The 12,818-nt window shown below is 67.0% G+C and carries 10 protein-coding genes; all 10 read right to left on the reverse strand.

The features are described from left to right. Positions 1-907 (reverse strand): hypothetical protein (locus Q1K70_RS15855; protein WP_300161487.1); only part of this gene is annotated, 907 nt, incomplete at its 3' end. Positions 908-909: 2 nt separating this feature from the next. Continuing rightward, the gene (asnB, locus tag Q1K70_RS15860; RefSeq protein ID WP_300161489.1) at positions 910-2,784 is read right to left on the reverse strand and encodes an asparagine synthase (glutamine-hydrolyzing); all 1,875 of its coding nucleotides are present in this window, start codon (positions 2,782-2,784) and stop codon (positions 910-912) included. 59 nt (positions 2,785-2,843) lie between these two features. Then, complete coding sequence (locus Q1K70_RS15865) at positions 2,844-3,800, reverse strand: glycosyltransferase family 2 protein (RefSeq protein WP_300161491.1); 957 nt, start codon at positions 3,798-3,800, stop codon at positions 2,844-2,846. A gap of 143 nt (positions 3,801-3,943) precedes the next feature. Next, positions 3,944-5,614: a hypothetical protein gene (locus Q1K70_RS15870; RefSeq protein WP_300161493.1), complete on the reverse strand. Its 1,671-nt coding sequence runs from the start codon at positions 5,612-5,614 to the stop codon at positions 3,944-3,946. Then, positions 5,598-6,737, reverse strand: a complete 1,140-nt coding sequence (locus tag Q1K70_RS15875) for a hypothetical protein (RefSeq protein ID WP_300161495.1) — start codon at positions 6,735-6,737, stop codon at positions 5,598-5,600. Before Q1K70_RS15875 ends, Q1K70_RS15870 begins: the two co-directional genes overlap by 17 nt. A gap of 14 nt (positions 6,738-6,751) precedes the next feature. Beyond that, a complete protein-coding gene (locus Q1K70_RS15880; protein WP_300161497.1) occupies positions 6,752-7,702 on the reverse strand; it encodes an efflux RND transporter periplasmic adaptor subunit in 951 nt (316 codons plus the stop codon). Next, a complete protein-coding gene (locus tag Q1K70_RS15885) occupies positions 7,703-9,295 on the reverse strand; it encodes a TolC family protein (protein WP_300161499.1) in 1,593 nt (530 codons plus the stop codon). Positions 9,296-9,418: 123 nt separating this feature from the next. Continuing rightward, positions 9,419-10,123 (reverse strand): ABC transporter ATP-binding protein, encoded by a 705-nt coding sequence (locus Q1K70_RS15890; RefSeq protein ID WP_300161501.1) that lies wholly within the window; start codon positions 10,121-10,123, stop codon positions 9,419-9,421. After that, a complete protein-coding gene (locus Q1K70_RS15895; protein ID WP_300161503.1) occupies positions 10,116-11,369 on the reverse strand; it encodes an ABC transporter permease in 1,254 nt (417 codons plus the stop codon). Before Q1K70_RS15895 ends, Q1K70_RS15890 begins: the two co-directional genes overlap by 8 nt. A 63-nt stretch (positions 11,370-11,432) precedes the next feature. Beyond that, positions 11,433-12,716 carry an aminotransferase class I/II-fold pyridoxal phosphate-dependent enzyme gene (locus Q1K70_RS15900; protein ID WP_300161505.1) on the reverse strand — a complete coding sequence of 428 codons (1,284 nt, stop codon included), beginning with the start codon at positions 12,714-12,716 and terminating at the stop codon, positions 11,433-11,435. Positions 12,717-12,818: the final 102 nt, after the last annotated feature.

Consider the following 12,818-nt stretch of genomic DNA (forward strand, 5'->3'; position numbering starts at 1 on the left):
CCCCCCCCCCCCCCCCCCCCCCCCCCCCCCCCCCCCCCCCCCCCCCCCCCCCCCCCCCCCCCCCCCCCCCCCCCCCCCCCCCCCCCCCCCCCCCCCCCCCCCCCCCCCCCCCCCCCCCACCCCGGAGGCGCCCCACGAGCGTGGCGCGCGTCACGGCGAGCAGACCCGGATCGCGGCGGGCGTAGTCGGGGTGCAGACGGTCGGCGATCAGGGCGAAGGCCTCGGGGTCGCTGTCGTAGGCCGGCACGGCCACGTCGAAGCCTGCACCGGTCAAGGCGGCGACGTGGTCGTCGCAGCGCCAGGGACCGCAGGGGTCCGGGCCGGCCAGGCGCTTGGCGGAGGCCTTGGAGAAAAGGAGCCTGTGGTAGGGATAGCGCTCCAGGGGGTCGCGGCAGTCCACACGCCAGACGACGACGCCGCCCGGGACGAGCAGTCGGCGCAGGGCGTCGGCCAGTTCGCGGGGATCGGTCGGGCTGGCCGGCTCGACCACGGCGGCGTCGAAAAAGCCGTCCGGGATCTCGGCCAGACGGGCGGCCCGGGCCACGCAGGTGAACTTCACCCGGGGGTGCATGGCGGCCAGCACGGCCAGGTGCTTGGCGTCGCCGCCCACGTCGAAACCGGGCCGGGGGTCGTGACAGACGGCCCGGGTCGCGCCCATGGCCGCCAGGGCGTAGCCCATGCCGTTGGTCGGGCCGCAGCCGACGGCCAAAAGCCGCGCCCCGACCACGGAGCGCCCTTCGCGCTCCAGCACGGCGGCGGCCTTTTCGGCCAGGACCAGGGGGTCGGGTGTGACGGCTTCATGGAGTCGGCACTGGGGAACGAGCCCCCCCAGGCGGGCGAACCGCTCCTCGCCCAAAAGCGCCCGCAGGCGACGCACTAGGACGTATGCCAGCTTGTCGCGATCCATGGTCAGACCCCGGCCAGGCTGGCGTGGCGCAGCACCCAGAGGTTCCAGAGGAAGAGCCGATGGTCGGCGGTCCCCTGCCGGTGTTCGCGCAGGCGGGCCTGGCAAAAGGCCGCGTCGAGGCCGGCTTCCAGGAGCGACGGCGCACCCATGGCCAGGGCCCCGTCGGCCAGCCAGCGGCCCACGGGCACGCCGAAGCCCTGCTTGCGGCGGTAGATGACGCTCTTGGGCAGAAGCGGCTCCAGGGCCTTTTTCAGGATGTACTTGGTCGTGCCGCGCCGGAACTTGAAACGGTGTGGGATGCGGCGCACGTAGTCGACCAGTTCGATGTCGAGAAAGGGCGCGCGCACTTCCAGGGAATGCATCATGCCGGCCCGGTCGGTTTTGACCAGAATGTCGTCCTGCAGGTAGAGGCGCGTGTAGAACTCCATGGTCTTGTCCACCATGTCGCGCGACGGGCAGGCGTCGAAGACTTCGACGGCCTCGCTATAGAGTTCCTCGGGGTCCACGGGTTCGCGGAAAAGCGCGGCGATGCCGTCAGGATCGAGGGGCCCCAGCCAGACCGGATTCCACAGCCGGGCCGGATGGGACAGGCCGCGCAGGAAGCGGTTGATCTTAAACGGCGTGGCCATGTAACCGTGGCCCACGGGCAACCGGGCGGCCAGGAGCGTCAGGGCCTTGTGCAGGGGCTTCGGCGCGACGCGGGAATAGGCCTCGGCGGCGCGCAGGGCCTTGAAGGGGTCGTAGCCGGCGAAAAGCTCGTCCGCGCCGTCGCCGCCCAGAGCCACGGTGACGTGGCGGCGCGTCTCGCGGCAAAGGAGCGCCGTGGGGATGAGCGACACGTCGCCCATGGGCTCGTCGAGACGGCCGACGATCTCGGGCATGAGGCGCAAGGCGTCGGCCAGGGTCAAGGTGGTCACATGATGGGCCACGCGGCAGCAGGCGGCGGCTTCGCGGGCCTTGGCCGACTCGTCGAAAGCCGGATCGTCGAAGCCGATGGAAAAGGCGGCCACGTCCGGGGCGTGGCGGGCGGCCAGGGCGGTCACGGCCGAGGAGTCCACGCCGCCGGAGAGAAAGACGCCAAGGGGCACGTCGCTCATGAGCCGGCGCGCTACGGCCGCGTCGAGCAGCTCCAGCACGCGCCCGGCCATGGCTTCCTCCCCGCCGCCGGAAACGAGGCCCTCGTCCGGGGCCAGGCAGAAGGACCAGAAGCGGCGGCGCGAAACGGAGGCGTCGCGCACGTCCACAAGCAGGTTCTCGCCGCCGGGGAGCTTGCGCGTGCCCTCGTACAGGGCGTTCGGCGCGGGCAGGAAGCCGTAGGCGAAGTACTTGCGCAGCGCCTGCCGGGAAACCGAGGCGTCGGCCAGGGCGGGATGGGCGACGAGGGCGGAAAGCTCCGAGGCGAAGGCGAAAAATCCCGGCCGGGCGGCGTAGAAAAAGGGCTTCTTGCCGAAGCGGTCCCGGGAGCAGAAGACCACGCCCCGGGGCTTGTCGTAGAGCGCGAAGGCCCACATGCCGTTAAGGCGCGTCGGCAGGTCCTCGCCCCACTCGCGCCAGCCGTGGAGCAGCACCTCGGTGTCGCTGTGGTCGGTGACGAAGCGGTGGCCCTTGGCCTCGAGCTCGCGGCGCAGGGGCACGTGGTTGTAGACCTCGCCGTTGTAGGCGGCCACGAGGTCGCCCCCGGCCGTGGCCATGGGCTGGCCGCCGCCGGCCAGGTCGATGATGGACAGGCGTCGGTGGGCCAGGCCCACGCCGGCGGCCGGGTCCTCGTAGATTCCCTCGCCGTCCGGGCCGCGCCGGGCGAGCCTGGCGTTCATGGCCGCCAGGGCGGCCCGTGGATCGGCCGCGTCGCCCCCGACGAAGCCGCAGATGCCGCACACGGCCTAGCGCCCCCGCCCCGACGCCGGGGCCGACGCGGCCAAGGGCGTCGCAGCCAAGGCTAGGGCTCCTTGCAGTTGCGCGTGCAGTCCACGATGTAGGTCGGCTTGTCCTGGGACTCGTGGTAGGTGCGCATGAGGATCTCGGCAATGAGGCCCATGAAGATGGAGATGATGCCGATGAGCATGAACATGACCACGGCCAGGGGCAACGGCGTCTCGATGAAGCTCTTCCCCAGGAAAAACTTGCAATAGAGCATGAACAGGAAAAAGCCGGCCGAGGCGGCGATGCTGGCCAGGCCGAAGCCGCCGAAGAGGTACATGGGCTTCTGGGCGTACTTGTCCAGGAACTTGACGGTCATGAGGTCGAGGATGACCTTGACCGTGCGTTCGATGCCGTACTTCGACTCGCCGTGGATGCGCGGGTGATGCGTGACGCCGACCTCGGTGACGCGCGCGCCCTGCCAGGCGGCGTGGATGGGGATGAAGCGGTGCATCTCGCCGTAGAGTTTGACGTCCTTGATGATCTCGCGGCGGTAGGCCTTGAGCGAACAGCCGTAATCGTGCAGGCGCACGCCGGAGATGATGGAAATGAGCCCGTTGGCCACGCGGCTGGGGAAATTGCGCTTGATGGGATTGTCCTTACGGTCCTTGCGCCAGCCCGAGACCACGTCGTAGCCCTCGTCGAGCTTGGAGAGCAGACGCGGGATGTCCGCCGGATCGTTTTGCAGGTCGCCGTCCATGGGGATGAGGATGTCGCCCCGGGCGGCGTCGATGCCGGCCATCATGGCCGCGGTCTGGCCGAAATTGCGGCGCAGGTGCACCACGCGCAGGCGCTCGTCGCGACGGGCCAGGGCGTCCACGCGCTCGCGGGTGGCGTCCGTGGAGCCGTCGTTGATGAGGATGACCTCGTAGGGATGCCCGAGGGTCGGCAGCACGGCGTCGAGCTTGGCGTAGAGCGGCTCGACGTTGTCCTGCTCGTTGTACAGCGGGATGATGATGGAAAGCATGTCGGACATGGCGGATTCCAATTTCGAAACATAACGTCAGTCATGCTTCAAATACGAAGGATACAGGGCATTCGCTCTTTACTGCCTGGACGCTCGCAAGGGAACCGGAATGCCGCTCCCGGCAATTCGAGGTTGCGGTCGCAAGGCGGCCCTCACGGCCCGGGCACGGCCGGTTGCGCGCCCGTAAGCGGCCGCAGGTCCACCAGGCGCACGCCGGGCTCGGGGCTGGTATAGGGGAATTTCTCCCCGTCGAGAAGGGCGAAATTGCCGGCCGTCGCGGCAAGCGCGGCGATGCGGTCGTTGAAGGGGGCAAAAAGCGGGCCCTTGGCCGCGGCTTCTTTCGTGAGGTCGGCCTCGCGCACCACCATGTGCGTCACGCCGTAGGCCCGGGCGAATTCCAGCACGACGTCCGCATCCTTGGCGTAATAGGCCTCGGCCTGATGGGCCAGGCGGGGGTAGTACATGGTCCAGTAGCCCTGGCTCCAGGGATGGGCCAATTCGTAGGAGGCCACGACGTCGCGGCGGCCGAAGGTGAGCACGTCGTCGAGGAGTTCGGGGTTGCCGGCCAGGAGGGCGTCCTTGGGCAGAGCGGCCACGGCCCGGTAGAGGGCGGCGTCGGCGCGGTAGTCGTAGAGTCCCGCGCCGCTTAAGCGCCACATGCCGACGGCCAGGGCCAAGGCGGCGAGGACGACGCGGCCGCCGACCCGGGCGAGAAGCCTGTCCAGGGCATGGCGCAGCACTACGGCCAGGGCCAGGGCGTAGAGGAGATTGATGGTGTAGGCGATGTAGCGATCGGGCACGAAGAGCTTGAGCGCCACGACCCGGGCCAGGACGTAGAAGAGAAGCGATCCGGCCAGGAGCATTGCCGCCGGCCGGCCGGCCCGGGCGGCCAACCCGCGCCAGGGAGCGCGCCTGGCTCCGACGACGACGAAGGGCAGCAGCACGGCCAAGCTCGCGATGCCGGTAAAAAGCCCGATGTCGAGAAAAAGCCCGATGCCCTCGAAGGGCCAGTAGACGAGGTCGAAGAAGGGATTGGGCAGGGGGTAGAGTTCCAGTCGGCCGGCGGCGGTGAATTCCGGGCCGATGGCCAGCGTCTCGCGACCGACCAGGGGGCCGAAACCGGCGGCGGTCAGGGAGTGGTTGAAGGACCAGACCAGGGCGGCCGCCCCGAGCAGGATCAGGCCATGCCATGGCCGGGACGGAAAGGGACCGGCGGCGCGGTCCGTGATGCGGGCCCAGAACGCGTCGCAGCAGGCGCAAAAGGCGCACAGCACGGCGATGTAGGGGATGAAAAGCGCCTGGGCCAGAAGCGTCGCGGCCATGCCTGCGCCCGAGCGCCGCACCCAGGCCAGGAAGAACAGGGCCAGAAGCGGCGGCGCGAAGGAGCGCGACAGGCCGCCGGAGATGTTTTTGAGGAAATACGGCAGGCAGCAGGCCATGGCCGCGCAGAAATAGCCCAGCCGCCGCCCTTCCATGGCCGCGCCCAGGCCGAAGAAGGCCAGGGCCAGCGCCACGAAGAGCCCGCCCGTAAGCAGCTTGGAAAAAAGAATGGGGTCGAGGCCCGAGCCCTTGGCGGCGGCGTAGTACAGGGCCTTGAGCGCCAGGGGCACGTAGGCGGCGGCGTAGTCGCCAAGGAGATCGGGCGGGTACAGGGCGGGGTCGAGCCAGCGCGCCATCCAGAAGATCTGCTGGCGCACGTCGTCGTTGATCACGAAGGGCGAGGCCAGACCCAGGCGGTGGGCCGCCAGGAACACCGCCACGGAGCACAGCGCGACGACGAGCCAATCGCGCCGGGCCACCGGGCCGTCAGATGGCGCGGTCATAGAGCCGAAAGACCTTGTAGCGCTCGCCGCCGTAATCCAGCAGAGTCTTGTTCCACTGCTCCAGGGATTCCGGGATGAGCGAACAGTCGCAGTACTCCATCTTCGGATGGTTCTCGAGAAAGTTGACGATGATGTTGAGGATGATGGCGTGGTGCAGGCGCTTCCATTGATGGGTCTTGGCCACGCCCATGATGATGGCCCGGCAGTGGGTGAGCGGCCGCACGCGGCAGTCGTAGAGGAGCTGGAGCTTCTGCCACAGACCGAACTTGCCGTTGAACTTCTTCACCGACCGGTTCATGTCCGGCGACACCACGGAAAAGGCCACGATGTCGTCGCCGTCGAGGATCATGCTCTCGAGGTCCGGCCGCACCAGGGGCTGCAAGGTGACAAAGATGTCCTCGAACTGCCGGTCGGTCAGGGGGATGTGCCCCCAGTTCTTGCTCCAGATGTCGTTGAAGAGTTCCTTGATCTGGGGACCGCGCTTGGCGAAGTCGTTGCGCTCGATGGGCAGGATCTTGCAGTTCTGGCGCCTCAGGATGGAATCACGCATCTTGGCCAGCTTCTTGGCGTCCATGCCCGGCTTCCAGCTGATCTTGTAGGCGTACCAGTCGTAGGTCTTGGCGAAGCCCCAGGAGGTGACGAGGTCTTCGTAATAGGGCGGATTGTGGGTCTGCATCATGCAGGGCGGGCTGTCGAAACCCTCCACCAACAGGCCCACCTCGTCGTAGATGGAAAAGGACAACGGACCGTGGAGCCGGACCTTGCCCTTGGCACGCACCCAGGCCGCGGCGGCGTCGAACAGGGCATGAGCCGTCTCGCGGTCGTTCTCGCACTCGAAGAAGCCGAAAAAGCCGGTCTCGGCGTCGTGGTGCTTCTCGTAGAGGCCGTTCACGTGGGCGCTGATGCGCCCGACGATGCGCCCGCCCCGCTTGGCCAGGAAGTATTCGGCCTGGCCGAACTCGAAGAAGGGGCCCTTTGCCCGGTCCAGGAAATCCCGCTGCATGGGAATGAGCGGCGGCACCCACAGCGGGTCGTCGCGATAGATTTCCCAGGCGTAGCGGATAAAGGCGTCCAGGTCGGCCCGATCGGTCACGGGCGCGACGACGAGTGCGGCGTCGGTCATGGCGGTATGCCCGGCTACTTCTCGGGCTGGATGACGATCTGCCCCTTGAGGCCTTCCTTGAGTTCCAGGCCCGGGTTGGGGATGGTCAGCTCGATTTCGTAATAGGAAGGCTGCTGCAAGGCGGCGGGCATGGGTGCCCAGGGGATGCGCGACACCGAGGCGGCGTACTTCTTGCCGGGTATGGAGTCGAAGGTGACCACAGCCGCCATGTTCTCCCTGAGCTTTTGCGCCTCGATCTCGTGGACCTGGGCCCGGATGATCATGGGGTCGAGGGAGCCGACCTGGAAGAGCTCGGCTTCCTTGGCCAGCTTGACGCCGTTTCGCAGCTCGGGGTTCATCCACATGACGAAGCCGTCGATGGGAGCCTTGACGATGCCGTCCTTGGGCACCTTGCCGACGCCGGCGCCCTTGCCGAAGCGGTCCTCGGCCAGTTCCACGCGGTCGTTGAGCAGTTCCTTGGCCAGGGCGAGCTGCTCGGAAATCGAGGTCTTTTCCTTGCGGAACACCTCGATCTCCTTGTTGTTCATGGCGATGGACTGCTGGGAGGCCATGCTGCGCTGGCTCATGGCCTCGAGTTCGCGGGCCTTGGCGGAAAGGCGGTCGATCTCCTTGTCGGCGGTGGCCAGCTTGTATTCGAGTTCCCTGATGTTGGCCGACGAGAGCCTGGTTTTCTCGTCCATGCGGGTTTCCAGGGGGATCTCGTAGGTGGCCAGCACTTCGTTGCGCTTGACCTTCTGGCCGATATGGCCGGAAAGCGCGGTGATCTTGGCGTTGTAGGGCAGATAGACCGACAACTTGACCGGACTGTAGAGCTTGCCGGAAAAGCTGATCTCGGCGGGGCGGAAGGAGGCCGGCTGGGCCGGCTGGGCGGCCGCCGGCGCGGCGGCCTTGTCCTGGGCCGCGCACGGGATCGCGGCGGCCGCGACGAGGCAGCCGGCGGCCACAAGCGGGGCGAAAAACCGCATCTAGTTGTTCTCCATGACGCTGACGTTGATGTAGCGGTCCTGGAAGTCGCCGGCGATGCCGCGCACCGCCAGCATGGCGACGTCCCGGTCGTACTGCTTGAGCAGCAAGGTCTGGCGGCTGTCGAGGTAGTCGGCCATGGCCTTGACGATGGCGTCGTATTCCGCCTGGCCGGAGTCGAAGCGGAACTGGGCCTGCTGGGTGGTGAGCTTTTGCAGCTCCACCGAGGATTCGGCGAACTTCACGTCGGAATTGGCCGAGCGCAGCTTGGCCAGGGCCTGCTGGAACTCGTTCATGAGGGTGAACTCGATGTTGCGCCCTTCCACGGACAGCTGGGCCATCTTCTTGTACTGGCGGCTGACGTCGCGGCCCTTGGTCCACCAATCGAAGGGGAAATTGAGCGTCAGGTTCGGATACATGAACGGCAGGCTCGAGGTGTCGTCCTTGTAGGCGTTGCTGCTGCTGTTGAGCGTGGAGATGGAGGTGAACCCGAAGGAGAAGGTCGGCAGGAAATGGATGTAGGACAGAGCGATGTTCTTGCGCTGCAGCGACTTCTCGTATTCGTGGATGCGCAGCGAGAACGAGTGCTTGCGCAGGGATTCGTCGGACACGTTGGCCGGGTTGAAGTCGTCGAGCACCTGCCGGGAGGCTTCGGCGAGGTTCACGTCGACCTTCTGCACAAAGGGCACGCCCATGATGAACTTGAGCTCGTCGAGAAGCACGGCCTTGGTGGTCCGCATCTTCTCGCCTTCGGTCTTGGCCATGTTGACCCGGGTTTCGGCGATGCGCACGTCGAGTTGGGCGCCCTGACCGAGTCCGGTCTTGGTCTTGGAGTACTCCAGGTTCTTCTGGGCCAGTTCCTCTTTCTCCTTGGCCAGCTTGATCATGGTTTCGGTCATGCCGAGCTGGAGAAAGGTGGTGGCCAGGCGTCGCAGGCCCTGGTCGATGACCTTGAGGTGCGAGAGCACGGCGATGTTGACGAGCTCTTTTTTGGCCTGGACGTCGAAGGCGGTCAGAAGCGGGTTCCAGGCCCCGGTGTTGAAGTTCAGGTCGTAGGTCTTGCGGTTGCGGTTGTTGGAGTTGCCGGCGTAGACGGCGTTGGCCGCGGAAATGGAGTTGGACAGGTTCTGGGTCGGATCGGAGGAAGCGTTGTTGAACACGGACTGGTAGGCGCTGGAGGCCACCGTGTTCTTGTATTCGGGCAGGCGCAGGTAGAACGTGGTGCTCATGATGATGGTCGGGATGTACTGCGAGTAGGCATCCCCCACGTCCAGGCGCTTGGATTCGATCTCGATGGAGCTTTTGGTCAGCATGGGCGACTGGGCCAGGGCCACGCGCACGCATTCCTGGAAGTCGGCGGGCGAACGAATGGCGGTCGTGCCCAGGGCGAGCTGGGACGAGGCCTTGGAAAAGCTCGGCGCCGGCTCGTCGTCGACGGCCTTGGTCGCGGGCGCCGCCGCAGGAGCGGAAGCCGCCGGCGTCGACGCCGGCGCAGGCGCGGAAACGGCCGTCCCGTTCACCTTGTCCTTGGTGTAGCGGTCCGCCGGACCGGCCATGGCCTGGGCGGCCATGAGCGCCGCCGCCAGGAGAAACACCGCCGTCTTCGCCAGACGGGCCGAAACGCCCCCCGCCGCGCGGGCAACGACGTCCCCCCCGGACGCCCTTCCCCCCTGTCCGCTGGTCAAATGCCTGGCCATGCGCTCCTCCCCGTCGAGCGTTTAACCGTTCAGGTAGCCGTCCGTCAGGACGCATTTTCTCGTGCAATGCTCGGCCGTCATCCCGTCGTGGGTGACCACGACCATGGCCGTGCGCGCTTCTTCCGTGATCTTCGTGAAGTACTCCAATACACGCAGGCTGTTTTCCCGGTCAAGCTGCCCGGTGGGCTCATCCGCCAAAATAAACTCCGGTTCGTTGACCAGGGCCCTGGCGATGGACACGCGCTGGCGTTCGCCGCCGGACAGGCGGTTGGAGGGCTGGTGGATGCGATGGTCGAGATTGACCATGCTGAGCGCCTCCTTGATCCGTTCGGGCCGATCCCGCCGGCGCACGCCGGCGTAGATCAGCGGCAACTCCAGGTTCTCGTACACCGTGGAGTTTTCGAGCAGGTCACAGGTCTGGAAAACGAACCCGAGCATCTCCCGGCGAAAGATCGCCTGCTGGTCGCGGGTGAGCGAAAGCACGTCCACGCCCGCCACCTTGTAGCCGCCGGTGGAGGGCGGCTGAAAAAGCCCCAGGATGAAGAGCAAGGTGGACTTGCCCGACCCTGACGGCCCCATGACCGCCACCATCTCGCCCCGGCGCACGTGCAGGTTGACGTCCTTGAGCACGCGGATGGGTTCCAGGCCGGAGTTGTAGGTCTTGGTCAGCCCGTTGATGTCGATGACGAGTTCGTGGTCGTCGAAAGCGGGGGTCTGGTTACTCATAGCGCATCGCATCCACCACCTGCATCCGGCTGGCCCGGATGGAGGGATACAGGCCCGCGCCGATGCCGAGCACCGCCGCGAACACGATGCCCAGGAGCAGGCAGAAAAAGAACAGCCCCTCGGGCGGCCGCGAGTCGAGCATGCGGCTCATGTACTCGATGCCGACGCGCCCGAGGATCACGCCGAAGACCGACGAGGACATGGTGACGCAAAGGGCCTCGAACAGGAATTGGTACAGGATGTCGGTGTCCAGCGCGCCCATGGCCTTTTTGAGGCCGATTTCCCGGGTGCGGCTGGTGACCGTGGCCATCATGATGTTCCAGATGCCGAACCCGCCGAGGATCATTGTCGCCACGATGGAGCAGTAGATGAACAGCTCCACCCACCAGAAGATGCGCTGCACCTGCTTGAGCGGCTCCCAGGCCACGTTGACCCGCAGGCCCCGGTCGATCTGGTTGGCCTTGACCACGCCGGGCACGGCCTTGGCCACCAGGGCCACGTCGTCCCAGGTGGCGCAGCGCACGTAGGCGCTGTAGGGCATGGAGATGCCGACCACCCTGGCCTGGGCCGTGGTGATGGGCAGGAACACGAACTGGGCGCGGTCGCCGGCGCGCACGCCGCCCAGGATGCCGACCACGGTGTAGAGGTTGTCGTCGATGGACAGCACCTTGCCGAGCGCCTGCTGGTCGCTGCCGAACATCTGGCGGGCGAGGTCGGTGCCGACCACGCACACCCTGGCCCCCTCCTCCACGTCGCGTTCGTCGAACAGCCGGCCGGCCGCGGCGTTGAACGAGAAGACACGCCAGTAGTTGGCCTCGCAGCCCACGAGGTTGAAGCCGAAGAGGCGGTCCTGCCAGGTGGTCAGGGCGCTGGTTTTGAGCGCCACCTTGGTGATGTCCGTCACGCCCGGAATGCGGCCCAGGGCCTCCAGGGTGCGTTCGCGGAACCACTCCTGGCGCTCCAGCGGCAGCTGCTCGAACATGACGTTGATGATCGTCGCGCCGCCGAGCAGGTCGAGGTCGTTGTTGAAGTTCTTCTTGAGGTCGTTGCCCATGGTGATGATGACGATGAAACCGGCCATGCCCAGGGCGATGGAGGCGAGCACGCCGATGTAGCGACGGCGCTTGCGCACGACCTCGCGCACGCTCACGCGCACCAAGTCGTAATAGCGCATCGGCCCGGAGCCGCGACGCCTGATGCGGTCGAGCTCCGCGACGGTGATCTGTTTTCGTTTTCCTATGGCCATAAAAAGATACCGGGGGACGTCGTCCTCCGACGTTCCCGCGCCTATACCGGAGGCCTTGGCGCTTTACAAGTACGAGAGCCTGGAGCGGCCGGCGGCCTCGGGGTCGTCGGAGGCGCAGTCCAGGCCGGGGTCCTCTGGCAGGTCGCATTCGCGCACGCGGAATTCCCGGGCCAGGCGGTCGAGGACGGACAGGACGACGTCGAGCTGGCGGTCCTCGTGTGTGCTCATGTAGGCCGTGCGGATCAGCGCCTGTCCGCGCGGCACGGCCGGGTACACCGCCGGCAGGGCGAAGATGCCGGCCTCGAACAGGGCCCGGGAGAACTGGAAGGCCTTCTCGTCGGAGCCGATGATGATGGGGATGATGGGCGAGGCCGAGCCGCCGATGCGCAGCCCGATGTCCTTGTAGGCCTGGCGCATGCGCACCGTGACCTCGTGGAGGCGGTCCACCCGCTCGGGCTCGCGCTCCAGGATGTCCAGGCAGGTCAGCACGGCCACGGTGTTGGCGGCCGGCAGGGCGGCGGAAAAAATCTGCGTGCGCGACTGGTAGCGCAGGTAGCGCAGCATGTCCTCGTCGTCGGAGGCGATGAAGCCGCCGATGGAGGCCAGGGACTTGCTGAAGGTGCCCATGATGAAGTCGACCTTGTCCGTGATGCGGAAATGGTCGGCCGCGCCGCGCCCGCCCCGGCCGAACACGCCCAGGCCGTGGGCGTCGTCGAGGTAGAAGACGATGTCGGGATGGGCTTCCTTCACAGCGGCCAGCTCGTCCAGCACGGCCAGCTCGCCGGACATGCTGAAGACGCCCTCGGTGACCAGGAAGACGTCGCCGTCGGGCCGGGCGGCCTTGGCGGCCTCCACGCGCTGCATGGCCTGGGCGGCGTCGTTGTGGGCGAAGGTGACGAGCCGGGCCCGGGTGTTCTTGATGCCCTCGAAAATGCTGGCGTGGTTCTCCCGGTCGCAGATCACGGTGTCGGCCGGGGTGACCAGGACGCCGAGCGCACCCATGTTGGTGCTGAACCCCGTGACGTGGACCACGGCCCCGCGCTTGCCGACAAAGGCGGCCAGGCGCTCTTCGAGCTTGTGGTGCAGGACCATGTTGCCGCTCAGGAAACGGGAGCCGCCGGGGCCGGTGCCCCAGTCGTAGACGGCCCGGGCCGAGGCGTCCATGACCCGGGGGTCGTGGGACAGGCCTAGGTAGTCGTTGGAGCCGATCATGATGAGGCGGCGGCCGTCGACCTCGACTTCGGTGCCCCAGGTCTTGGCGATGGGACGGAAGTAGGGGTTGATGCCCAGGGCCGAGATGCTCGAATGCAGGCTATTGAAGTGCTCGCAGCGTTGGCGAAGTCTCATGGCGTTCGTTATTTCCTCGCGTGGTTTGGAAACGGCGGCGGCTCGGATGGGATTGTGGCTGTACGCCGCGCCGGCGACCCTTGGCCCAGGCCGGTTGCCGGC

This window comes from Solidesulfovibrio sp., assembly GCF_029978005.1.
Lineage (GTDB): Bacteria > Desulfobacterota > Desulfovibrionia > Desulfovibrionales > Desulfovibrionaceae > Solidesulfovibrio.

Excerpts from the sequence above, each read along its gene's own strand:
- Q1K70_RS15870 (WP_300161493.1), bottom strand. The coding sequence starts at position 5,614 with ATGACCGCGCCATCTGACGGCCCGGTGGCCCGGCGCGATTGGCTCGTC.
- Q1K70_RS15895 (WP_300161503.1), bottom strand. The coding sequence starts at position 11,369 with ATGGCCATAGGAAAACGAAAACAGATCACCGTCGCGGAGCTCGACCGC.
- Q1K70_RS15880 (WP_300161497.1), bottom strand. The coding sequence starts at position 7,702 with ATGCGGTTTTTCGCCCCGCTTGTGGCCGCCGGCTGCCTCGTCGCGGCC.
- Q1K70_RS15900 (WP_300161505.1), bottom strand. The coding sequence starts at position 12,716 with ATGAGACTTCGCCAACGCTGCGAGCACTTCAATAGCCTGCATTCGAGC.
- Q1K70_RS15890 (WP_300161501.1), bottom strand. The coding sequence starts at position 10,123 with ATGAGTAACCAGACCCCCGCTTTCGACGACCACGAACTCGTCATCGAC.
- Q1K70_RS15865 (WP_300161491.1), bottom strand. The coding sequence starts at position 3,800 with ATGTCCGACATGCTTTCCATCATCATCCCGCTGTACAACGAGCAGGAC.
- Q1K70_RS15875 (WP_300161495.1), bottom strand. The coding sequence starts at position 6,737 with ATGACCGACGCCGCACTCGTCGTCGCGCCCGTGACCGATCGGGCCGAC.